The sequence below is a fragment of the Virgibacillus ainsalahensis genome, from assembly GCF_055380755.1.
Genome location: NZ_AP043943.1, coordinates 3,817,500 through 3,840,671 on the forward strand (window position 1 = coordinate 3,817,500; position 23,172 = coordinate 3,840,671).

Annotated in this window: 18 protein-coding genes and 1 pseudogene; 12 read left to right on the forward strand and 7 right to left on the reverse strand. The window is 40.7% G+C overall.

Annotated features, from left to right (window positions below):
* Nucleotides 1–16: 16 nt before the first annotated feature.
* The 4 genes and pseudogenes from ACZ427_RS18920 to nikC form a co-directional block, all read right to left on the reverse strand.
* Nucleotides 17–1,027, reverse strand: coding sequence for an ABC transporter ATP-binding protein (locus ACZ427_RS18920; RefSeq protein WP_461177276.1), 1,011 nt, complete (start codon nt 1,025–1,027; stop codon nt 17–19).
* On the reverse strand, nt 999–2,048 hold the full coding sequence (locus tag ACZ427_RS18925; RefSeq protein ID WP_461177459.1) for an ABC transporter ATP-binding protein: 1,050 nt from the start codon (nt 2,046–2,048) through the stop codon (nt 999–1,001). The genes ACZ427_RS18920 and ACZ427_RS18925 overlap by 29 nt, the downstream gene beginning before the upstream one ends.
* 94 nt (nt 2,049–2,142) lie before the next feature.
* Nucleotides 2,143–3,099 carry an ABC transporter permease gene (locus ACZ427_RS18930; protein ID WP_461177275.1) on the reverse strand — a complete coding sequence of 319 codons (957 nt, stop codon included), beginning with the start codon at nt 3,097–3,099 and terminating at the stop codon, nt 2,143–2,145.
* A 17-nt stretch (nt 3,100–3,116) separates the two neighbouring features.
* Nucleotides 3,117–4,018: pseudogene (nikC, locus tag ACZ427_RS18935) on the reverse strand (nickel transporter permease).
* A gap of 291 nt (nt 4,019–4,309) precedes the next feature.
* Here nikC and ACZ427_RS18940 point away from each other — a divergent pair.
* Nucleotides 4,310–5,932, forward strand: a complete 1,623-nt coding sequence (locus tag ACZ427_RS18940; RefSeq protein WP_461177274.1) for a glutathione ABC transporter substrate-binding protein — start codon at nt 4,310–4,312, stop codon at nt 5,930–5,932.
* A 149-nt stretch (nt 5,933–6,081) separates the two neighbouring features.
* Here the strand turns inward: ACZ427_RS18940 and ACZ427_RS18945 are convergent, their stop codons facing one another.
* Nucleotides 6,082–7,698 (reverse strand): long-chain fatty acid--CoA ligase, encoded by a 1,617-nt coding sequence (locus ACZ427_RS18945; RefSeq protein WP_461177273.1) that lies wholly within the window; start codon nt 7,696–7,698, stop codon nt 6,082–6,084.
* Between the two features lie 233 nt (nt 7,699–7,931).
* On the opposite strand from ACZ427_RS18945, the gene ACZ427_RS18950 reads away from it, so the two are divergent.
* From ACZ427_RS18950 to ACZ427_RS18985, 8 genes are all read left to right on the forward strand, one after another.
* On the forward strand, nt 7,932–8,939 hold the full coding sequence (locus tag ACZ427_RS18950) for a TAXI family TRAP transporter solute-binding subunit (RefSeq protein ID WP_461177272.1): 1,008 nt from the start codon (nt 7,932–7,934) through the stop codon (nt 8,937–8,939).
* A gap of 127 nt (nt 8,940–9,066) precedes the next feature.
* Nucleotides 9,067–9,624 (forward strand): DUF1850 domain-containing protein, encoded by a 558-nt coding sequence (locus ACZ427_RS18955; RefSeq protein ID WP_461177271.1) that lies wholly within the window; start codon nt 9,067–9,069, stop codon nt 9,622–9,624.
* Complete coding sequence (locus ACZ427_RS18960; protein WP_461177270.1) at nt 9,617–11,623, forward strand: TRAP transporter permease; 2,007 nt, start codon at nt 9,617–9,619, stop codon at nt 11,621–11,623. Before ACZ427_RS18955 ends, ACZ427_RS18960 begins: the two co-directional genes overlap by 8 nt.
* A gap of 248 nt (nt 11,624–11,871) precedes the next feature.
* On the forward strand, nt 11,872–13,212 hold the full coding sequence (locus tag ACZ427_RS18965; RefSeq protein ID WP_461177269.1) for an MATE family efflux transporter: 1,341 nt from the start codon (nt 11,872–11,874) through the stop codon (nt 13,210–13,212).
* 29 nt (nt 13,213–13,241) lie between these two features.
* Complete coding sequence (locus tag ACZ427_RS18970; protein WP_461177268.1) at nt 13,242–13,694, forward strand: hypothetical protein; 453 nt, start codon at nt 13,242–13,244, stop codon at nt 13,692–13,694.
* Nucleotides 13,695–13,700: 6 nt separating this feature from the next.
* Nucleotides 13,701–14,321, forward strand: coding sequence for a lysozyme family protein (locus ACZ427_RS18975; protein WP_461177267.1), 621 nt, complete (start codon nt 13,701–13,703; stop codon nt 14,319–14,321).
* Between the two features lie 48 nt (nt 14,322–14,369).
* Nucleotides 14,370–14,747 carry a RidA family protein gene (locus ACZ427_RS18980; RefSeq protein ID WP_461177266.1) on the forward strand — a complete coding sequence of 126 codons (378 nt, stop codon included), beginning with the start codon at nt 14,370–14,372 and terminating at the stop codon, nt 14,745–14,747.
* Nucleotides 14,748–14,764: 17 nt separating this feature from the next.
* On the forward strand, nt 14,765–15,934 hold the full coding sequence (locus tag ACZ427_RS18985; RefSeq protein ID WP_461177265.1) for an iron-containing alcohol dehydrogenase: 1,170 nt from the start codon (nt 14,765–14,767) through the stop codon (nt 15,932–15,934).
* Between the two features lie 636 nt (nt 15,935–16,570).
* Here ACZ427_RS18985 and ACZ427_RS18990 read toward each other — a convergent pair.
* Nucleotides 16,571–16,816: a YuzB family protein gene (locus ACZ427_RS18990; RefSeq protein WP_461177264.1), complete on the reverse strand. Its 246-nt coding sequence runs from the start codon at nt 16,814–16,816 to the stop codon at nt 16,571–16,573.
* 189 nt (nt 16,817–17,005) lie between these two features.
* A complete protein-coding gene (locus ACZ427_RS18995; protein WP_461177263.1) occupies nt 17,006–18,208 on the reverse strand; it encodes an MFS transporter in 1,203 nt (400 codons plus the stop codon).
* A gap of 397 nt (nt 18,209–18,605) precedes the next feature.
* Here ACZ427_RS18995 and ACZ427_RS19000 point away from each other — a divergent pair, with 397 nt between their 5' ends.
* The 3 genes from ACZ427_RS19000 (at nt 18,606) to ACZ427_RS19010 (ending at nt 22,983) form a co-directional block, all read left to right on the forward strand.
* Nucleotides 18,606–19,496 (forward strand): DUF1002 domain-containing protein, encoded by an 891-nt coding sequence (locus ACZ427_RS19000; RefSeq protein WP_461177262.1) that lies wholly within the window; start codon nt 18,606–18,608, stop codon nt 19,494–19,496.
* 73 nt (nt 19,497–19,569) lie between these two features.
* Entirely contained in the window at nt 19,570–21,084 is a 1,515-nt protein-coding gene (locus ACZ427_RS19005; RefSeq protein ID WP_461177261.1) for an MFS transporter, read from the forward strand.
* 1,074 nt (nt 21,085–22,158) lie between these two features.
* On the forward strand, nt 22,159–22,983 hold the full coding sequence (locus ACZ427_RS19010) for a 3D domain-containing protein (protein ID WP_461177260.1): 825 nt from the start codon (nt 22,159–22,161) through the stop codon (nt 22,981–22,983).
* Nucleotides 22,984–23,172: the final 189 nt, after the last annotated feature.

The following is a 23,172-nucleotide window of genomic DNA, read 5'->3' on the forward strand; positions in this document are numbered from 1 at the left end:
GCGTGCTCTTTTTTATTTAGCGTGTCGGTTGATGTTCACCTGATTTGATCTCTTCCATATAATGACAGGCTGCCTGATGACCGTCTTTCATATAATCGGCAGTTCTGAGTTCCGGTGTTTCCGTTCTGCATAAGTCCGTTGCAAATGGGCAGCGGGTATGGAAACGGCAACCTTTAGGCGGGTTGATTGGTGAAGGGACATCGCCTTTCAGGATAATCCGTTCTTTTTTCTTATCCGTGTCTGTACTTGGGATAGCCGACAGCAATGCCTTTGTATAAGGATGCTGTGGATTTTTGAATAATGACTTCTTATCCGCGATTTCCACAATCTTTCCCAGATACATAACGATTACTCTGTCAGATATATGGCGCACAACGCCAAGGTCATGCGAAATAAACAAATAGGTTAAGTTATACTCACGCTGTAATTTTTTCAACAGGTTAATTACCTGTGCTTGAATGGAAACGTCCAGTGCTGATACAGCTTCATCGGCAATAATAAGTTTAGGATCGACGGCAAGTGCTCTTGCAATCCCAATTCGCTGTCGTTGACCACCACTGAATTCGTGAGGTAAACGGTCTGCCTGATGAGGACCGAGTCCAACCGTTTCCATAAGCTCTATGATTCTATCATTTCGTTCATTCTTTGGTAATACGTCCTGTATTTCCATCGCTTCATTGAGAATTTGTCGAACCGTCTGGCGGGGATTGATAGATGCATAAGGGTCCTGGAAAATCACTTGCAGGTTTTTCCGTGTCTTATTCATTTTCCGCTTTTTGAAAGATAGTAAGTCTTCTCCATTAAATTCCACTTGTCCGCCAGTTGGCTCGTCAAGCCTTAAAATCGCTCTGCCGGTAGTTGATTTACCACAACCGGATTCTCCGACGATACTTAGTGTTTCACCTTCATAAATATTGAACGTGACACCATCCACTGCCCTTACATGATTTACTGTTCGTCCTAACAGTCCACCTTTAATAGGGAAGTGCTGTTTCAAATCAGTAACTTTTAGAAGTTCTTTCTGCATTTACGTCCACCTCCGGGTCGCCATCCCATTCGTCTGAATAGATCCAACAGCGAATTTGATTATCATGTTCATCTGTCTCTAAAGCTGGCAGTTTATTTCTGCACAACTCTGTTGCGAATGGACAGCGTGGTGCAAACCTGCATCCTTGTGGCATTTCAGCAGGACTTGGCACTGTTCCTCTAATAATTGGAAGATCTCCTTCGATATCGCGATCAAATGGAGGGATTGAATTTAATAAACCTACTGTATATGGGTGTTTAGGGCTGTTAAATAGTGTGTTCACATCTGCGTATTCGACAATTTGGCCACCATACATAACAGCAACATAATCGCAGACTTCAGCCACTACCCCCATATCATGCGTGATTAATAGAATTCCCATGCCTAACTCTTCCTGCAGGTCATTCATTAAATCCAGAATTTGAGCTTGAATCGTTACATCCAGTGCTGTCGTAGGCTCATCAGCTACAAGAAGATCTGGATTACATGCTAATGCCATCGCAATCATAACACGTTGTCTCATACCTCCTGAAAGCTCAAAAGGATATTGATCAATTCTTTTTTCGGGGGAAGGAATCCCCACAAGCTTCAACATTTCGAGTGAACGCTTTTTTGCGTCCTTTTTCCCTAATCCCTGATGAATTTTATAGGCTTCACTGATTTGTTTACCTACTGTATAGGTTGGGTTCAATGATGTCATAGGCTCTTGGAAAATCATTGATATTTCATTCCCACGGATTTTCCTCATTTCTGACTCTTTTTTGCCCACAAGGTTTTCATCTTTGAAACGTATTTCGCCACCTACTATTTTTCCCGGGTCCTCAATTAATTGGAGAATAGAAAGAGCGGTTATACTTTTACCAGAACCGGATTCACCTACAACGCCAAGTGTTTTTCCTTTTGGAAGCGTATAGGTGACCCCGTCAACAGCTTTAACTTCCATATCCTCTGTAAAAAAAGAGGTTTGCAGGTTTTTAATTTCTAATATATTTTCAAATGAATTATCATTGACTGTGGTCATAAAGTACTCACCATCCTTACTTTCAATTTTACCATGTACTTTCATCTTTCACTGTTTAGATATCCCGGCTAATGCCCAATATCAATATTTTCTCTTAATCGATTTTAATCCGTTTATTCAACAGCTGATAAATGATATCAACGATCAAATTCACTAGTACAAACAAGAGAGCAACAACTAAGATGGTTCCTTGTACAATCGGGAAATCCCGTGCTTCAATGGAATCAATAATGAGTCGTCCCAATCCATTAATAGCAAAAACCGTTTCTGTCAGTACCGCACCGCCAAGCAGTGAACCAAATTGAAGACCAGTAACGGTTACAACTGGAATTAATGCATTTTTTAATGCGTGTTGATAAACTACGATTCGTTCTTTAACTCCCTTTGCTCTCGCTGTACGTATATAATCTTCACCCAGAACATCAAGCATGCTGGAACGCGTCATTCGGGCAATGATAGCGGCTCCCGCTGTCCCTAATGATATTACCGGCAGGAGAAGCTGGTCTAAATTACCCCAACCAGAAGGTGCGAACCATCCCGTATTATCTATAAATGGTATCCATCCCGGTAAATCGATTCCGATAGAAAACCACTGAATTAACATAAGACCAAGCCAGAAGTTAGGCATGGACAAACCAAATAGAGCAATCACCATAATACCACTGTCAATCAAAGAATTTCTCTTAGTCGCAGCAATAACGCCAGCGATTAATCCCATAAATATACTTAAAATTGTACTGTAAATCGTTAGTTCGATGGTTACCCAAAATCGGCTGCCAATTTCATCCGTAACGGCACGGCCGCTTCTCAAGGAATCACCTAAATCCCCTTGTACTGCATCCCATATATAAGTTACATATTGAACCGGCAGAGGTTCATTGAGTCCCAGACGTTCTCTCATATTTTCAACTGTTTCTTCTGGCGCACTTTCCCCGGCCATGATTTGGGCCGGATCCCCTGGTATGAGGTGCATCATGCTGAATACTAGAATGGAAACACCGATGAGAACTGGAATCGTCTGAATGATTCTTCTGACAATAAATTTAAACATTGTTCCCGCTCTCCTTTCTAATCTTTCATTTTCGGATCAAGCGCATCCCTTAATCCGTCTCCAAGAATATTAAACGCCAGCACAACAATAACAATTGCAATGCCAGGGATGGTAGCTACGTGTGGAGCGTTGAACAGATAATTTCGGCCATCACTCAACATTGCTCCCCATTCTGGTGTCGGCGGTTGTGCACCAAGACCCAGAAATGACAGACCACTTGCAGATATAATCGCTGTTGCGATGCTTAGGGTCGACTGTACAATAATTGGTGAAGAGACATTGGGTAATATGTGTTTAAAAAGAATACGACTGTCACTGGAGCCCAACGCCCTCATTGCATCAATATACTCCAGCTTTTTAGTGGAAAGTGTCGAACCGCGGACAAGTCTGGCAAAGACAGGTACAGAAGAAATGGCTACTGCAATAATGACATTGATTAAACTTCCACCTAGGATACTGACAATTGCCAAAGCCAAAAGAATACCTGGAAATGCGAGCAGTACATCCATTGATCTCATAATAACACTGTCTGTGCGACCACCGTAGTAACCGGAGACTAATCCTAAAACCAGGCCGAAAGTAGCACCCAGGATGACAGAGAAGAAACCGACATATAAGGTAATCCCCATACCATGAATAATCCGGCTGAAAATATCACGCCCAAAGTGATCGGTTCCAAACCAATGTTCAGCGGATGGTGGTGCAAGTTTATTAACTAAATCCTGTGTATCTGGTTCATATGGCGTAAAGAATGGACCGATTATTGAAACAATTATAAAAAAAGAATTAAAAATAATCCTGCCATTGCCCCTTTACTTTTTCTTACTTTTTTAAAGACTATTTTCCAGTTTTGTAATTTGGGGTTGGGTGGCTTGATAGAGGTTTCTGGATTATCTATCGTCTGCATTTGTTCACTCATAACGCTTTTTCTCCCTTTCTCGACAAAAATTGACATAATTTTGCATGAGTATTCTGCTAAATTATATCATGAATCTTACATTTTACAATATAGGAAATTTAGGAAAACTCTTATTTATAGCATAGATTCAAAGCTTGATAAACGATATTATTACTCTCCTCTATAAATAAGATATCCTATTTTAAATTGGGAAAAAATTAAAAAATCATCTTGTGTTCTATTAAAATATCATTTATATTTGTAATAGTACTGTAAAAAACTTTACAAAAAAGTTATAGGGGGTTTACATTAATGAAAATGTCTAAAAATTCACTGTTGTTACTAATATTAACATTACTGTTAAGTATTGTTCTTGTAGCATGTGCCAGTGAACCCGATGAAAGTGGGGACACAGGATCTGAAGATACGGACAGTGGTGAAGAAGCTGCTGAAGGCGAAGGTTCCGGCGGAAATTTAATTGTTGCTAATCTATCTGATGCTGTAACATTAGACCCTGCTGGACAAAATGATGTTCCTTCAGCTAATGTGCAATATAATATTTTTGAAAGACTTATCGTTCAGGATGAGAACATGGAGCTTCAGCCGGGACTTGCAACCGACTGGGAAGCAGTGGAAGATGATGTGTGGGAGTTTACACTCCGTGAAGGAGTAACTTTCCATGACGGATCTGAATTCAATGCGGAGGTTGTTAAAGCGAATATTGACCGTATTATCGATCCAGAGGTAGGTTCTGCTAAAGCGTTTTTATATGAGATGATTACAGAAGTTGAAGTAGTGGATGATTATACGGTTCGTTTCCATACAGAATATCCGTTTTCACCATTGCCGGCCCATCTTTCCCATACGGGTGGCGGAATGGTTTCATTAGAGCAAATTGAAGCTGATTATGCTGCGATGGAAGAAGGAGAACAACCAGGCAGTGTCATCAATGAAAATCCAATTGGTACAGGTTATTTCCAATTTGACAGCTGGTCACCAGGTCAGGAAATTGTACTGACAAAAAATGAAGATTATTGGGGGGAGCCTGCATTACTTGATTCTGTTACCTTCAAAGTTGTACCGGAAGACGGGACACGTATAGCAGAATTGGAAACAGGAACTTCCCATATTTCCGACCCACTAAGCCCAAATGATGTGGAACGTGTGGAAGGAACAGACGGCATGCATGTGAACCGTCAAGGAAGTGTCAGCACAAGCTACATTGGTTTTAATATGGATAAAGAGCCTTTTGATAATAAAGAGGTACGCCAGGCCATTTCGATGGCAATTGATAAGGAACAAATTGTAGAAGGAATTTATAACGGTGTCGGTGAGCCTGCAATTGGGCCATTAGCTCCTAACGTATTTGGGTATGATGACAGCGTCGATCCGCTTCCATATGACCCGGAACAGGCGCAGGAATTACTGGCTGAAGCCGGTTATGAAGATGGATTCTCCACAACGATCTGGACAAATGACAGCCGTGAACGAATTGATGCTGCTACAAACATTCAGGCACAACTTGGAGAAATTGGTATTGATGTGGAAGTAGAAGTTCTTGAGTGGGGTGCTTACCTGGAGCAAACTGCTAACGGCGAGCATGACATGTTTGTGCTTGGCTGGTCAACAGCTACAGGGGACGCTGATTACGGCTTGTATTCACTGTTCCATTCCGATCAGCAAGGTGACCCGGGTAACCGTACATTTACAGAAAATGAAGAACTTGATGCATTATTAGAAGAAGGACGTCAAGAGTCCGAGCCGGAAGCACGTGAAGAGATATATAGTGAAGCTCAGGAAATGCTTGTAGATATCGCACCATGGATTTATCTGCATCACCAGGAGTTTCTACTCGGTGTAAGAGATGAGGTCCAAGGTTTGAGCCAATTACCTACTCAAGTTTTAGACCTTCATGAAGTTTACATTGAAGAATAATACAGTAGAAAAAAGCAGTCCTTTATGAGGGCTGCTTTTATATGATCAAGGTATGTAGTGTGAAGCACAGATAAGCATAATAACTCGGGTAGAGACAGTCAAAAGACCAGCAGTTCTATGAAGCAAAACTGCTGGTCTCTTATATTTATTTATTGCAGATTGTATTTTGCTTTCACCTGTTCACGCAATTCCCGCTTTAAGAATTTCCCGACAGACGTTTTTGGAATTTCTTCAAAAAAGAGGACATCATCCGGTAGCCACCACTTTGGAAATTGAGGTTTTAGAAATTGCAATAATTCGTTTTTTCGTCCGTCTTCCTGATATCCTTCATTTAACACCACACATGCAATCGGGCGTTCCTGCCACTCGGAATCCGGAATAGCTACCACGCTGGCTTCAAAAACGGATTCGTGTGCCATGATGGCATTTTCAATGTCTACCGAGGAAATCCATTCCCCACCGCTTTTGATCAAATCCTTTGTACGGTCAATGATTTTAATGGTTCCTTCCTCATCGACTGTTACTACATCGCCGGTATGGAACCAGTCATCAATAAAACTGTTTTCTGACCGTTCATCTTTATAGTATTCATTGGCAATCCATGGCCCTCGTAACAACAGTTCACCCATTTCCTCGTCATCCCAATCCACTTCCCCATTATTTCCAAGGACTTTCATTTGAAGCCCCGGTACTAAAATTCCCTGTCGTGCCCGTTCGGCAAGCTTCTTGTCTTTTGTGTAATCCTGCTGATAGCTTTTTAGACGGGAAAAAGATACGAGTGGTGTAGTCTCGGTAGCACCATATGCGTGATAAAACGGGATATTATATTTTTCTTCAAATGTTTCAATCATACCAAGGGGTGCCGCTGAACCTCCACATAACACCGCCCTGAGACTGCTTGTATCATAGTTTCCTTGCTCCAGTTCACGCAATAACCCAAGCCAAATGGTCGGTACACCTGCAGTAATTGTCACGTTAAATCTATCGATGAATGATGCTAGTCGTTCAGGTGTGAAACGAGGCCCGGGCATGACTTGTGTGGCTCCAAACCATGTGCAGGCAAAAGGTGTCCCCCAGGCATTCACATGGAATTGGGGTACAACAGGCATGGATATGTCAGATTCGGAGATGGCTGCTGTATCAGCCAGACCTAAGGCCATACTGTGCAGGACAATACCACGGTGGGAATAGACAACTCCTTTTGGCTTTCCTGTTGTTGCTGATGTATAACACATTCCCGCAGGTTCATTTTCATCAATAGTTGTGCTAAACGGATAGTCCGGATCGCCGGTGTGAAGCAGTTCTTCATAGGAGTAGAGTGGTTTGAGTGATGATTGTGGCAGCTCATTTTTATCTGTCATGACAACAAAAGCCTCAACTGTTTTTAGTTGACTGTGAATTTTTTCAATAAGAGGTAGGATATCTTCATCAATGAATAAGATTTTATCTTCTGCGTGGTTAATGATATAAATAATGTGCTCTGGTGACAGGCGAATATTAATGGTGTGGAGAACCGAGCCGATACCTGGAGCGCCAAAGTAAATCTCCAGATGTCTGTGATGGTTCCATGCCAGTGTGCCGACACGGTCTCCTTTTTGTATGCCGAGGCTGTTTAATACACTCATTAATCTCCTGGTTCTCTCGCCGATATCTTTATAAGTGAGGTGGTGCAGCTTGTCGTGGGTCTGTGAGATGACTTGTTTTTTGGCAAAAAACTTTTCTGCATGTTCAAGCATTGATCCGATTGTTAAAGGAACCTGCATCATAATCAGAACATCTCCTTCTAATAATTATTCTATTCAAGTTATATAATATCATATATTTCAGAATATTACATACTAAAGTCTCATCAGTTTTTGAACAATTATTCCGCTAATAAATATCAGTACTCCAATGGATGGAAATATTAATTCATATGAAAACGATTTAAAGATTATATTGACAATTTTGTGAAGGCAAGTGTAAAATACAGATACTATGATAACAAGGGGGAGTTTGCATGAAAAAGAGAAAACTATTTATGTCTATTGTACTATTATTTGTCTTAACTTTAATTCTTGCAGCCTGTGGAGGAAGTGACAGTAGCAGTGAAGGAGAAAGTGAAAGCGGTTCAAATGGTGGCGGCGAAGAAGCACCGGATTTCCTGAGCTTGTTAACTGGTGGCACAAGTGGTACATACTACCCTTTAGGCGGTGAAATGGCTCAGAATATTTCAGATGCAACTGGTATTCAAACAGATGCAGTCTCATCCAATGCTTCAGCAGATAATATCGTAGCATTACAGGAAGGTGAAGCCGAACTTGCATTTGTTCAAACAGACGTAATGGCAAATGCAGTTGAAGGAATAAACTCATTTGATGGTAACCCGGTTGATAATGTTTTAGCACTTGGATCTTTATACCCTGAAACCATCCAAATTGTTACATCAGCAGATGCAGATATATCGTCTGTTGAAGATCTGGAAGGAAAAACAGTCTCTGTAGGAGCACCTGGTTCAGGTACGTATGTGAATGCGGAGCAAATTTTGGAAGTTCATGGTTTGACGATGGACGACATTGATGCACAGAATCTTGATTTTGGTGAATCCACCGGTGGAATCCAGGATGGAAACATTGATGCTGCGTTCATTACAGCTGGTACACCAACAGGGGCGGTAGAAGGATTAGGTGCTACCGTGGATGTTTCCATTGTTCCGGTTGAACAGGAAAAAATTGAAGAACTTATTAATCAATACCCTTATTATGCAGAAGATACTATTGAAGCAGGAACATACGGACTTGAAGAAGATGTAACGACTGTTGCAGTGCTTGCGATGGTTGCTGTAACAGAGGATGTTCCTGAAGATACAGTGTATGATATTACAAAGGCTATTTATGATAATGCAGGTGATATGGCACATGCGAAAGCTGAATTCATCACACTTGACTCTGCATTGGATGGAATTGGAACTGAATTGCATCCGGGTGCACAAAAATATTTCGATGAAGAAGGCGTAAGTGCAGAATAGATAATAATTAGATTATGTATTTTACTAAGTACTATAGTGGCCGGTTGTCAGCGCTTTTTTTCAGGTGATGATTGCCGGCTATATTCTTGTTTTTTTAGCAGGTTTCTCTTATGTAGGTGGATTTTATATGAAACATAAACGATTCGTAATATTAGTTTGTATAATACTTCTCTCTATTGCTGTCATCCTATTTGTCCCATTACGATCGGCTTTAGTGTTTTATGAAGAAAATACGGATAACATAGAAGCATTCCTTCCTGTAGAAACAGGAGATACATTTCACATCATCTTCACCCATTCTATTCACAAAACAGACGTTGTGGAAAAATATGAAGTGATGAAAAATGGTGATATCAGGCAATATGAGATTGTTTACGAAGAATTCGGAATAGGTATGCCTTCCAATGCACTTGAAGGAGAGACTTTTGTCTATGAAAATGGAAAATATCATATAAAAGATTTGGATAATTATTTTCCCTCTATGAATATACGAAATGGAGAGACGGTTTCTGAAAATCGTCTGGCATGGGGACCCACCGACAAATCTTCCTCAAATGATAAGGCCTCTGAAACAGAGCATTTGGTTTGGTTTAATGAATATTTTGAACCAGGTGCTTGGTTTACTGTAAAAATAGAAACGTTAACGTTATGGGAATATATGAAAGGAGTGAAAGTACATGAGTGAAAAAAATAAAAATCAAAATAACGCAGCAGATGAACAACAAGAAGAATTGCTGCAAAAATATGATACTGAGTCAAACACACGAAATGTAACCGGCATTGTTGCAAAGATAGTCTTTTTTGGGTTGCTTGCATTTTCCCTTTTTCAGATTTATACAGGGGCATTTGGCCAATATACGGCTTATATCCAGCGGACAGTCCACTTGGGCTTTGCGCTGTCACTTATATTTTTCTTATTTCCTGCAAGAAGAAAAACGAAAAAAGATTCGGTGCCATGGTATGATTACATATTAGTATTATTATCGATAATTGTTTGTGGTTATTGGCCGGTATTCTATGAAACGCTGGTGCAGCAAATCGGCGGGATTACCGAAATACAAATGCTTATCGGCGGGATAGGGATATTGCTGGTCCTGGAGGCCTCAAGACGTGCTGTAGGACTGCCAATTACGATCATTGCTATTGTTTTTCTTGTCTATGCTTTATTTGGCCCGAACCTGCCAGGTATGCTGGCACACCGGGGGCTTAGCCTGGAACAATTGATTGATTCGATGTTCTTTACAACAGAAGGTATATTAGGTACACCATTACAGGTTTCCTCAACGTATATTTTTCTGTTTCTTTTATTTGGAGCTTTCCTTGTTCAGACGGGTGTTGGTACCTATTTCAATGACCTGGCAATTTCTTTGGCAGGACGACGAACCGGGGGACCTGCCAAAGTTGCAATATTTTCCAGTGCGTTAAATGGTACCATTTCCGGAAGTTCTGTAGCGAACACTGTTACTACAGGTTCCTACACAATTCCAATGATGAAGCGGCTTGGTTACAGACCGAATTTTGCCGGGGCTGTAGAAGCAGCATCATCTACAGGTGGCCAGATTATGCCACCGATTATGGGGGCTGCAGCCTTTCTGATGATTGAATTTGCAGGTGTCGGCTATTGGGAGATTGCCAAGGCGGCAACGATTCCGGCAATTTTATATTTTACCGGAATCTGGATCATGACACATCTTGAAGCGAAGCGAATGGGGCTTCACGGCTTACCGAAAGAGGAAATTCCTGCGAAGAAAACAGTATTGAAAAAGTTGCATTTATTACTGCCTATTTTGGCAATCGTATACCTCTTATTTGCTGGATTCAGTATTGAAAGAACAGCACTTTACGGGATTGGAATTACGATTCTTGTCAGTCTGTTTAGAAAGGACACCAGAATTACACCAAGCAGATTTATTGTAGCATTGACTTCAGGTGCCCGTACTGCATTAGGGGTTGCTGCAGCGACGGCCTGTGCCGGTATTATTGTGGGTGTTGTAACGAAAACCGGTTTAGGTCTTAAAATGGGGAATAGCCTTGTTAGTATAGCTGGAGCACTTGCTAACTCTATCGAGATGCAGTTATTGCTGACATTATTCTTTACAATGGTTGCTTCCATTATATTGGGGATGGGTTCACCAACAACAGCAAACTACATTATTACATCAACAATTGCTTTACCTGCAATCCTGGCATTAAATGACCAGCTTGAGGTAGCAATACCGGTGCTTGCTGGACATATGTTTGTGTTTTATTTTGGTATCGTCGCAGATATTACGCCACCAGTTGCGCTGGCAGCATTTGCCGCCACGGGTATATCTGGCGGTGAACCAATAAGAACAGGTGGGAACGCATCGAAACTTGCGATTGCCGCATTTATTATTCCATATATGTTTGTGCTCAATCCACAGTTGTTGATGATTGATGCAACGGCTATGGAAATATTATGGTCGCTGTTCACCGCTATGGTCGGAATGATGGCAATCGGAGCAGGTATGATCGGTTTCTGGTACCGGAAATTGCACTGGGCTGAACGAATAGTTACCGTGTTGACTGGGTTGATCTTAATATATCCAGAAGGAAATACGGATTTATTCGGATTAGGTGCCTTTATCGTTCTTCTTGTTATTCAGTTGTTTACAAGACAGGATAAAAAAGAGAACATGCAGAAGTCTGAAACCGGGGCTTAAATCTTCATATAAATAGGTAGTCTAGTAATAAAGAATAGGGTGATCAGAGTCAATTCTGATTACCTTATTCTTTATTTGCAGTTAAGAAATCAACATGGCGGCTGAGAGCATGCCACCACCATCTTTAATCAAACTAGCTAATTTAACCAGAAGACAATTTTCTTAAAGTCTTGAAACTCCGATTATCTTCCCCATCTAAAATGGTATGATATAACATAGATATTAATAGAAGAGGGCTGGTTTTATGAATGGCAAAACAGCATGATTTTACAGAAGGAAATATCCTAAAACAATTAATGATATTTTCAGGACCAATTATACTCACAAATCTATTACAGACATCCTACCAATTTGCTGATAGTTTATGGGTCGGTAATCTGCTTGGCGCCAATGCTCTTGGTGCAGTGGCTGTATCTGGTACCATCATTTTCACCGTATTATCATTTGTCATCGGATTGAATAATGCAGCACTGACCATTTTATCCCAACAAAAAGGAAGAGATAATGAAGAAGGATTGAGACGGTATTTAAATGCATTTGTAGTGATTTTGACAATAATGGCCGTATCACTTGGCACAACAGGTTTTCTGTTAGCGGAACAGCTGCTAGCCTTACTTGGTACACCTGAGGATATGATACAGGAAGCAAAAGCATATTTGCGGATTAATTTTCTGGGGATATTATTCCTGTTTGGCTATAACTTTATCAGTACGGTACTTCGCGCATTGGGGGATAGTAAGACACCACTGCGTTTTGTTCTGATTGCAGTTATTTTAAATATTATAATCAATCCGATCTTTATTTCGGGATTTGGACTTGGGGTAGAGGGGGCAGCCTATGCAACAATCGTGGCACAGGGAAGTGCTTTCCTGTATGGATTAATTTATGTGTTACATGGTAAACATGCTCCCTTCACGATACCGCGCTTGCCATCAAGAAAGGAAATTGGGTTGATCTTAAACCTTGGCATTCCTTCAGGCTTACAAATGGCTGTCATATCTGCGGGCTCTGCAGCAATTATGAGTGTTGTGACTACTTTTGGTGGAGGCGTAATTGCGGGGTTCAGTGCTGCTCAGCGTCTGGATAGTCTTGTACTGCTTCCGGCACAGGCTTTAGGTACTGCTGTAAACAGTATGGCAGGACAGAATATCGGTATCCGGCAGTGGCAAAGGGTAGAAAGTATTGCAAAGTATGGGGTGCTGTATAATTTTGGAATTATGCTCATCGTAGGTCTTTGTGTCGTACTTTTTGCTGAATATGGAATCAGACTCTTTATACAGGAGGAAGAGGCGGTACAGTTTGGAACACGCTACCTGCAGATTACAGCTCTATGTTATCCGTTTTTAGGGATAAACTTTATACTTAATGGAATTGTCCGTGCAGCTGGAGCGATGTATCAGGTACTGGCCTTAAATATTATTTCCTTTTGGGTCTTACGCTACCCGCTGACAGCCCTGTTTTCGATGGTTTTCGGCGATATTGGGATTGCCGTCGGTATGGGGTCGAGCTTTATTGTCAGCAGTTTGATTGCCTATTTATATTATCGGTTTGGAAAATGGCGGAAGAAAGAGTTGTTTTCGAAAAAATAGGGAATGTAATGTGAAGAGGAGACAGATTCATGAAGGCTTTTCTTAAACTGGTGGCAATCGGGATTATTGCTGGAGGGATTTTAGGTGTTTTCCTGAAGCTGATTGAAAAAGTAACAGATAAACCCGTTTATACACTGCTAATGAATGTAGATTATATTCAGGTTTTAAAAGATGCTCAGCTGAATGCACGAATGGAACTCCTTTTGCATCTGATCGTGTCTGTTCTGCTTGTCATTGTGCTATACTTCGTGTTTCAAAAATATGGGGTTCATTTGAAAGTTTCCTCATATATTGTCTCAAATGCTGGAATTGGAGTGTTATTATACGGCATCACTGCCTTCTCTGATCGGACACCGGATCTTTTGGACCTGCAGGCATTTCTATATTGGATATCCGGACACCTTATATACGGAGCGGTTGTTTGGGTAATGTTCTTTATACCAACAATCTTTACGAAAAGAGTCATAACAAAAAAGGAATAGATAGAGATGAAGATGGAAAGAAAAACAACCTATGCATTCAAACAGACAGCTATGATTACGATTTTATTGTGCGGTATATTCATCGTATTGTCTGTCATATCCTATGAAAAACCGGATCCTGTCAACAAGTCAGAATCAAACGTCAGTAAAGCTGTAATAGATTATCGTCCACTTGTAGAGCAATACGCAGAGGAGTATGGGGTCTCATCCCATGTTGATGTCATTCTGGGAATGATGATGCAGGAATCAGGGGGAAGGGGAAATGACCCAATGCAGGCTTCGGAAAGCTATTGTGGGGAGAGAAACTGTATTGAAGATCCGGAGCTTTCTATTAAACAAGGAGTCTATTATTTTTCCGAAACCTTGTCAGATGCGGAGGGTGACGTTGCTTTAGCGGTTCAGTCCTATAATTTTGGCAGAGGATTTATTGATTTTGTACAGGAAAATGCGAAAGCCTACTCAGAGGAGACAGCGATTGATTTCTCCCAGGAAATGTATCAAAGTGTCCCGAACCAGGAAGAATATCGTTGTTTACGTGAGGAAGCGGAGGAAATCGGGGCATGCTATGGGGACATCTACTATGTCAGGTCTGTAATGGAATATAGAGATGTCATAGCTTCAGAATAAAGGGAATAAATGGTATGATGATAGAAAATGATTGAAGGAGGAATTGAAATGGTAAAGGCAATTCATACGGAAAAAGCACCAGCAGCAATCGGTCCATATTCACAGGCAATTCAGGCAGGAGACTTTGTTTATGTTTCCGGTCAGATCCCGATAAATCCAGCGACAGGGGAGCTTGTAGAAGGGATAGAAAATCAAACAAAACAGGTGTTGGAAAATCTGAAAGCCATTTTGACAGAAGCGGGGACTGATTTTACTCAGGCAGTGAAGTTTACGATTTATTTAACTTCAATGGATGATTTTGCTACCGTTAATGAAATTTATGGGAAATATTTAAGTGAACCATACCCCGCAAGAGCAACCATTGAAATAAGTCGTTTACCGAAGGATGCACTTGTTGAAATGGATGTAATTGTACACACAAAATAAAAGCAGGAGGTTCTTTTGTGGAAAATTTTACGTACTCCAATCCGACGAAACTAATTTTTGGAAGAGGGCAATTGGATGCTCTTCCAGAAGAGGTTAAGAATTATGGCAAAAAAGTTCTCATCGTATATGGCGGTGGAAGTATAAAGAGAAATGGGATTTACGATAATGTTTTGTATAAACTGGGGGAAATAGATGCTGAAGTATTTGAACTTTCCGGTGTTGAACCAAATCCTCGTATCTCAACTGTTCGTAAGGGTGTAGAAATTTGCAAAAAAGAAGGGGTGGAATTCGTGCTGGCAATCGGTGGTGGTAGTACGATTGATTGCACGAAGGCAATTGCTACAGGGGCAAATACAGATATTGATATGTGGGATATTGTAACGAAAAAAGAACCCGCTCCTAAGGCGTTACCACTTGGAACGGTATTGACACACGCTGCAACTGGATCTGAAATGAACAAAGGTTCGGTTATTACCAATTGGGAAACAAATGAAAAGCATGGATGGGGCTCACCTTACACAAGTCCGAAATTTTCCATCCTTGACCCGGCACACACTTTTTCCGTGCCTCGTAATCAGACGGTTTATGGCATGGTAGATATCATGTCACATGTACTGGAGCACTATTTCCATCTGGCGACAAACACGCCAATACAGGATCGATTTTGTGAATCGGTTTTAAAAACGGTGATGGAAACTGCCCCTAAGCTGCTTGATGATCCACAAAACTATGAATATCGTGAGACAATTATGCTGTGTGGAACCCTTGCATTAAATGATATGCTCAGCATGGGGCTCCGTGGTGACTGGGCAACCCATAATCTGGAACACGCGGTGTCAGCTGTACATGATATCCCTCATGGCGGAGGTTTAGCGATATTATTTCCAAATTGGATGGAGCATGTATTAAATGAAGAAAATGCATCACGCTTCCAGCAGTTTGCAGTTAACGTATTTGATGTGGATCCATCCGGGAAAACGGAACTTGAGACTGGTTTGGAAGGAATTAAAAAGCTAAGGGGATTTTGGAACAGTATCGGCGCACCAGCTACACTTTCTGATTATGACATAGATGAAAGTTCTATCGAAGTGATGGCGGAAAAAACAGTGATTGCCCGCCCGGAATTTGGTAATTTTAAAAAGCTGACAAAACAAGATGCAGCAGAAGTATTCAGGGCTAGTCTTTAATGATAAAAAGTGAAACTTATTTAAGATTCGTTTTGAAAATTTCATTGCTCTTCAACGTCGCAGTTGAAAATGGGTGCTAGTCCACCGCTGCTTAAAAAAACACTCGCTTTCCACGGGGAACGCTTCAGCCTCCTCACTCGCAAATACCGCTCGCTGCGGGGTCTTCAGACTGTTCCTTTTCCCGTAAGAGTCTCGCATTTTTTAGCAGCTTAGAATAGCTTTCTGTTTAAGGGTGAAAACTTTCATGAAACATAGATTCCATGAACTTTTTCTTGTAATATCAGAACACCACCCCAAGCTTAGGCAGAATACGTAGAATTCTGCTCAAAACAGCACTTTACGTAAAATCCCGCAGCGGTGAATTAAGGAACATAGGCTAAGAACGCCCCGTCCTGGGTCTGCGGTTACTCGTCCCACCGTAAAGATTTGGGGCAACGCCTATGTGACCAACATCGTGTTGGCCTGAGGCTGAAGCCGTGCCCTAAGGTGCTCAGGCGATCCGCAGCGGAAATCAACCCAGTAGGTATGTCGCACTCTATCGTTTTTGTGACAAAACACTAACGTGGAAATTAGCAATGGTAATTTCTTTGGATAATTTCCCGGGAAATATTTTGTCGAAAAAAGCAGAACTAGCTGTTATTGATAAACAGCCAGTTCTGCTTTAATTGCCTCTCTTATTTTATCAAGGCATTCTTCCGGTGTTTTACCGAAAACGCGTTTATTGTTCACGAGTGCATATGGTCTTACCCGGCAGAGACCACAAAACGATAGGCACTCATTCATTAGCACAGCTACTTCGGGGAATTCTGCTTCAATAATTTCTTCTATATCAATTCCAGTGATTGCATTTCCGTCACAAACCTCGACTACGACAATTCCCATTGCTATCACTTTCTTTCTTAATAGGTTAGACGCCTTTTACAGGCTCTGTTATTTTTAACATGTCCATCCTAATAAATCAATTTTTCTGCTTATCATAAGTTTGCTCTTTTCCGCCAGTAAAATACATAAAAGATTCTGGCAGTGTCTCAAGCTGTTAAAAACCTCAGGAAGCCTAAAGATTACTGAGGTTTATCTATGCACAGACACGGAATTGGTGCGCTTGCCGGCATATTCATGTTTATACCAGGCTGTTAATAACAGAAACCCACTGAAAATGAGCAGTATACTCGTTACAATAAAGACGGCAGAGAATCCAAACATTCCGGCAATCATCCCTCCCATCGCGGGGCCAATAATATTACCTAAAAAGCGAAGACTCGTGTTATATCCAAGTGCTTCACCTTGCATAGATACTGGAGCTTCCTGCCGGATGTACGCAATTCTCAATGGAACAATACCACCAATAGCGACGCCAAGTAAAAATCGAATGATAACAAGTTGGCTAATATTTGTAATAAATACTGCAGGAATATAAACAATACCCGCCATGAATAAAAGACCAATCAGTAATTTTATATAGCCGTGCCGATCACCGATTTTTCCCCATGTTCGAGTAAAAAGGAGATTCCCCAGTCCGGCTGCTGAAAAGGCTAAACCAGAGAAGAATGCAATATTTACCGGGCCGTGTATTTCTGCAACAAATAAAGATAAAATTGGTTGCACACTGAAATGTGCAACCTGTACCAATGTGGAGATAAGCATGACGACAAGTAATATTGGCTGTTGTACAATATGCTTTATTACCTCTTTACTGGTATAAGGTTTATTATCACTTTCATCATTAGAAAATTTAATTTTTATTTCTTTAATCCCAAATAAGACGATAAATGCCGATAGAAATACCGTAACAGATACCCACTTAAAGGTGCTTGCATAGCCGAATGTATCTGCGAGGACACCACCAAGCAATGGCCCCATTAAACTACCAGTAATACTTCCTGTCTGCAGTGTACCAAGCACCTTTCCCGCAATATGCTTTGGGGTCTGTGTTGAGATAAATGCCTGGGACATCGGGATAAACCCTGTAGCTACGCCCATTACAAAACGCAAAACAAAGAGCTGCCATACTGTTGTGGCAAAACCCATTAATAATACAGATAGCCCGATTCCGAAAGCGGAAAAAATCAGGATTTTCTTTCTGCCATACTTATCGCCGATTCGCCCCCAAATTGGAGAGAAGATAAAAGCGGTGACAAAGGTAATTCCAAAGATGAAGCCAGACCACCTTTGGACAAAGCTGTCAGAGAAATTACCGAGTGATTCAACATATAAGGAAATAAATGGAATAACCATTGTCATGCTTCCAGCCACAAAAAAGTTAGCAATCCACATGATTGCTAAATTACGTTTCGCAGTTGCTTCTTGATCAATGATTTATAATACCTTCTTTCTTGGCAGCTAAGAAAGTATAAAACTTTCATACTGCATAAGTTCGGACTAAGGCAATGAGGAAAAATAGAATTCTGTCTCACTTCATAAGTGAGATTAAATCTTATCGATAAGATTTAATTTCCAAATAATTTATTTCGTTACCCTAAATATATATGATTTTCGATAATATTTAAAGTTATATGCTTATACAGCTGTTTGTCAAATTTTTAATATAAATGAATGAAAAGATATTCACTTTCCAACTAAAACCGTTATAATGGATTGGGATAGAGATTATTTCTGTTTCAGCAAAGACATCGAATGCAAGTAAGTCAATATAAAAGGAGAATAAATAGACATGAAATATACATTAAAATTACTTGGTTTATTAACGCTGATCATTGGATTAGTTGCTGGCGGATTTGCTTCACCAGTATATGCGACATCAGACAGTATCATTATTTATGGGGACAAACTGACAGAAGATCAGCGCACTCAAGTTCGTGAGCTTGTAGATGTTTCCGATTCAGATGCTATTGAAGAACATAACGTCACAGGCGAGGATTACGCAAACTTCATTAACGGAAATCCCAATGCCAATATGTACTCTTCTGCAAAAATTACACTGGAAGATGAAGGTGCGGGATTAACGGTTAATATTGTAACGCCAGATAATATTACAGAAGTTACCAATGATATGTATGCAAATGCACTGCTGACAGCGGGAGTTGAAAATGCCACGGTCGATGTAGCTTCCCCGGTTGCAGTAACCGGCCACTCGGCATTGACCGGAATTTACAAGGCTTATGATGTAGAAGGGGAAGAGCTGGACAAAGAACGGATGGAATTGGCGAATGATGAGCTTAATGTTGCTACAGATCTTGCTGAGAAAGAGGGAATGTCGCAGGAGAGTGTAAGTGAATTGCTGACGGAAATCAAGCAAATGATTGCGGAACAGAACCCTGCAACAAGAGAAGAAGTAGAACAGATTGTCCAGGAAGAGTTGCAGAATTTGGAAATATCACTAAGTGAAGCAGACCGTCAAATGCTTGTTGATCTTTTCGACAGAATGCGTGATTTGAATATCGACTTTGAGCAGGTGAGAGGCCAGCTGGAGGACATTGCTTCCAATGTAAAAGATAAAATGGATGAACTGGGGCTGGATGAAGGATTCTGGCAAAAGGTTGCAACATTCTTTAGTGAGTTTTTCCAATCATTAAGTAATTTCTTTAGAGGTTTATTTAATTAGTTAAAAAGTGATAAATAAAGGACTCTAAACATTGAGTCCTTTTGTTCTTTTCATGGAATGGAGCCTGAAAATAATGAAAAACCATAAGCAAAATTCTCAAAAATGGGCCATAATTTTATTTACGATTGGCGTGTTTATGGCAGGGTTGGATAATGGAATAATCAGCACTGCATTAACCACAATTAATGATTCATTTAATGTCCCGCCATCTTGGGGGACGTGGAGCATAACAATTTATACGCTTGGTATGGCCATAAGTGTGCCGATTATTGGAAAGCTTTCTGATCGGTTTGGTAGAAGACGTCTTTTTATCATAGAAATTGCTTTATTCGGAATCGGCTCCTTGATGGTAGCTCTCAGTCCAAATTTTGTTTTTCTTTTGGCGGCCCGACTTATCCAAGCTCTTGGTGGCGGTGGGATCTTTATTATTGGAAGTTCTCATATTCTGTCAACATTGCCAAAAGATAAGCAGGGGAAAGCGCTTGGTATGCTGGGAGGAATGCATGGTTTATCTGCAGTTATTGGTCCGAATCTGGGAGCGGTTATTCTTGGTATAACCGGTTCATGGTACTGGATGTTTTTAATCAATATACCGATTGCCTTATTCCTTCTCATTTTTGGTTATCTTAAAATTGCTGAATCCAGACCGGGAACTGCTAAACCTTTGGACTTTACCGGAAGCCTGCTATTATCATTCGGGGTTTTAGCATTTATGTATGGGATTACCCAATTAAATAGTGAAGCATTTCTGGAGAGTCTTACAAGCCTTCGTGTAACCGGATTCTTAGTAGTTGGAATGCTGCTGTTCATCCTTCTGATTTTTCACGAAAAGAAGGTGGAAAAAGAGGGTGGAGATCCGATTATCGCATTTTCTCTATTAAAAAAACGGCTATTCCAAATGACACTTGTCCTTGGTTTGCTTTCTGGTGGATTTTTGGCTGGTATTATCTTTATTCCCTCATTTGTACAGCAAGTTTTGCATATTCCGGTAGAACAAGCAGGATATTGGTTAACACCTTTGGCAGTGGCTTCCGGTCTTGGTGCAGGGCTTGGCGGTGTGTTTACAGACAATTTTGGTGCAGCCAAAACAGTAATAATCTCCGGTGTTGTCGGCATAATTGGATTTTTATTATTCCCTCTGCTGGTAGAAGGGCTTGGGACATTTCTTGTTGCTAGTATACTGGCAGGCGTCGGTTTAGGGATTTTACTAGGTGCTCCACTTAATGTCCTTGTTGGAGAGAGCGCAAAAGTGGATGAACAGGGGTCTGCACTTGGTACTTTATCTCTAATCAGACAAATTGGCCTGACACTGTTTCCAACGATTTATGCCGGTTTTATTACAGGAGGAATTATGAAGGCTGAAGTCGTGATTGGTGAAGAAGGTAATGGAATATCTCCTGATTCCGGTGCAAATTATAGCGATCTGATGGAACGGATTAATAGTATAGATAATCCCGAGTTACGATCAAATCTATTAAATACTGCGACGGAAGCGATTCAATCCGGTTTTTCACAAATGTATATAACTTCAGGCGTATTATCTCTCATTGTTTTACTCATTGGCTTCTATCTCTATTGGAAAAAATAGGAAACCAGGATTTCGAACAAGTTTTTCTGGTGAAGTTTTAGTTGAACGTATGCAAAGTTTTATGTTTTTGTATGAAAACAACTGGTATTAGAACGGGGAAATTTTTTCAGAATAACCACCATGAAGCAATATTTAGCTTTTCCTGCTTGGCTCCCTTGGTAAATTTTGTTGCTCTCTAACGATGCAGTTGATATAAAAGACGACGTAACTTGAAATTATGGTTGGTGCGATTTACTCGCTGCGGAAATACACTACGCTTTCCGCGGGCGGCTGGTGAGCCTCCTCGTGCTCGTCGTGTTGCAAGATTATTCAGAGATGCGACACTCCTCGCAGAAAAGATTGCTATCGCACTGCGGGGTCTCACCGATGCCTTTTCTCCCGCTGGAGTCTTCGTGTATTTCCTTCGCTGGTTAGTGCACTGCAACTTCATCAACACACTTATGTTGCTTAATTATATAACAAGTATAGCCATGCACTCTTATGATGGTTGATTTTCGCTGCGGACCGTTGACTCCAGCGGGAACAGCACGAGCTGAAGACCCCGCAGCGGTGAATTAAAGGACATAGGCTAAGAACTCCCCGTCCTGGGGCAACGCCTATGTGACCAACATCGTGTTGGCCCGAGGCTGAAGCCGTGCCCTAAGGTGCGCAATGGTCCGCAGCGGAAATCGACATAGCAGTTACTTCATCTTTTATATCTTTTGCGTCAAAAGCAATGAGTCTTTTCGGTGGGATGAGAAAGCGTAGTCCCAATCTTTTAGAGAATAGCCTTCTGGTTAAAAATTAGCTATAGATGGTGGCGGCATGCTCTTAGCTGCCATGTTGTTTTCTTAACTGCCAATAAAAACACAGTCCACTTCCGGCTGTGTTTTTATATTACATAATCTCTTTTACTATTACTATAGTAACAAAGATTAGATGTTTCCTGGACTTTTGTATCAAAACTATTACAAATGTAACAATATATGAGTTTTTAGTAATGATTGTAATAGACTCTTAAATGACCTGTAACTGTACTAGGGGGGTTATTGTGGTAGTATAGGTTTTGTCAGAAATTCAAGGAGGGACATACTAATGAAAAAGTTAGTAGCCATATTAACAGGTTTTATCATTGCTGGCGCGACTGTAACAACTGTTTCAGCAGCAAGCCATGAGGTAGAAAAAGGAGAAAGCCTCTGGAAAATCGCTAACGAATATAACACTACCGTTGAGCAATTGGTTGATATAAATGATTTAAAATCTACTGTCATTCACCCAAAACAAATCATTGAAATAGATGGTGCTGATGGGGAAGAATATTATGTCGTACAACAAGGTGATACGCTAAATGCAATAAGCAATGAAAAAGGTGTATCCGTCTCAAATCTGAAATCTTGGAACAACCTTTCTTCCGATTTGATTATCACTGGCCAGGAATTGGCATTGAATGGTGCTAAAGCGGAAGCAAACGAAGCTCCTGCTGCAAATGAAAGCTCAGAAAGTAAACAAGCAAGTAAAAACGAAACAGAAGCAAGTGAATCTAATAAACAAGTAAATGAAACAAATACACAGAAAACAGAAGCTAAGACTGAAACAAATGAGCAACAAACGAAGTCTCAGCAAGCTGATGGTAAAACTATTTCAGTAGAATCAACGGCATACACAGCAGGTTGTGCTGGATGTTCAGGTATTACAGCTACTGGTATGAATTTAAACGAAAACCCTAATGCGAAAGTAATTGCAGTTGATCCAAATGTTATTCCACTAGGTACAGAAGTATATGTGGAAGGGTATGGCTATGCAGTAGCTGCAGATACTGGTGGCGCGATTAATGGTAATAAAATTGACGTTCATGTTCCAACAAAAGATGAAGCTTATTCATGGGGCAGAAAAACAGTCAACGTTACAATCGTAAAATAATAATTAAATAGTCAGCAACGATATAGAAATCGTGAAAAAAACAAAAAAAGGAAAGTATCCTATAGTTAGGGTACTTCCTTTTTTTTTTCAAAAGATAAGAAAGTATAAATTTTTGGCAGCATATCAATTTCTTGTCAGTAATAGCCCCGGCCAGCTCCAGCGCCTACCCCCCTCGAGGTCTTAAGTAAG

What these genes read in the sequence shown, in the direction of transcription:
- ACZ427_RS18920 (WP_461177276.1), bottom strand. Translation starts at nt 1,027, where the DNA reads ATGCAGAAAGAACTTCTAAAAGTTACTGATTTGAAACAGCACTTCCCT.
- ACZ427_RS18925 (WP_461177459.1), bottom strand. Translation starts at nt 2,048, where the DNA reads ATGACCACAGTCAATGATAATTCATTTGAAAATATATTAGAAATTAAA.
- ACZ427_RS18930 (WP_461177275.1), bottom strand. Translation starts at nt 3,099, where the DNA reads ATGTTTAAATTTATTGTCAGAAGAATCATTCAGACGATTCCAGTTCTC.
- ACZ427_RS18940 (WP_461177274.1), top strand. Translation starts at nt 4,310, where the DNA reads ATGAAAATGTCTAAAAATTCACTGTTGTTACTAATATTAACATTACTG.
- ACZ427_RS18945 (WP_461177273.1), bottom strand. Translation starts at nt 7,698, where the DNA reads ATGATGCAGGTTCCTTTAACAATCGGATCAATGCTTGAACATGCAGAA.
- ACZ427_RS18950 (WP_461177272.1), top strand. Translation starts at nt 7,932, where the DNA reads ATGAAAAAGAGAAAACTATTTATGTCTATTGTACTATTATTTGTCTTA.
- ACZ427_RS18955 (WP_461177271.1), top strand. Translation starts at nt 9,067, where the DNA reads ATGAAACATAAACGATTCGTAATATTAGTTTGTATAATACTTCTCTCT.
- ACZ427_RS18960 (WP_461177270.1), top strand. Translation starts at nt 9,617, where the DNA reads ATGAGTGAAAAAAATAAAAATCAAAATAACGCAGCAGATGAACAACAA.
- ACZ427_RS18965 (WP_461177269.1), top strand. Translation starts at nt 11,872, where the DNA reads ATGGCAAAACAGCATGATTTTACAGAAGGAAATATCCTAAAACAATTA.
- ACZ427_RS18970 (WP_461177268.1), top strand. Translation starts at nt 13,242, where the DNA reads ATGAAGGCTTTTCTTAAACTGGTGGCAATCGGGATTATTGCTGGAGGG.
- ACZ427_RS18975 (WP_461177267.1), top strand. Translation starts at nt 13,701, where the DNA reads ATGAAGATGGAAAGAAAAACAACCTATGCATTCAAACAGACAGCTATG.
- ACZ427_RS18980 (WP_461177266.1), top strand. Translation starts at nt 14,370, where the DNA reads ATGGTAAAGGCAATTCATACGGAAAAAGCACCAGCAGCAATCGGTCCA.
- ACZ427_RS18990 (WP_461177264.1), bottom strand. Translation starts at nt 16,816, where the DNA reads ATGGGAATTGTCGTAGTCGAGGTTTGTGACGGAAATGCAATCACTGGA.
- ACZ427_RS18995 (WP_461177263.1), bottom strand. Translation starts at nt 18,208, where the DNA reads ATGTGGATTGCTAACTTTTTTGTGGCTGGAAGCATGACAATGGTTATT.
- ACZ427_RS19000 (WP_461177262.1), top strand. Translation starts at nt 18,606, where the DNA reads ATGAAATATACATTAAAATTACTTGGTTTATTAACGCTGATCATTGGA.
- ACZ427_RS19005 (WP_461177261.1), top strand. Translation starts at nt 19,570, where the DNA reads ATGAAAAACCATAAGCAAAATTCTCAAAAATGGGCCATAATTTTATTT.
- ACZ427_RS19010 (WP_461177260.1), top strand. Translation starts at nt 22,159, where the DNA reads ATGAAAAAGTTAGTAGCCATATTAACAGGTTTTATCATTGCTGGCGCG.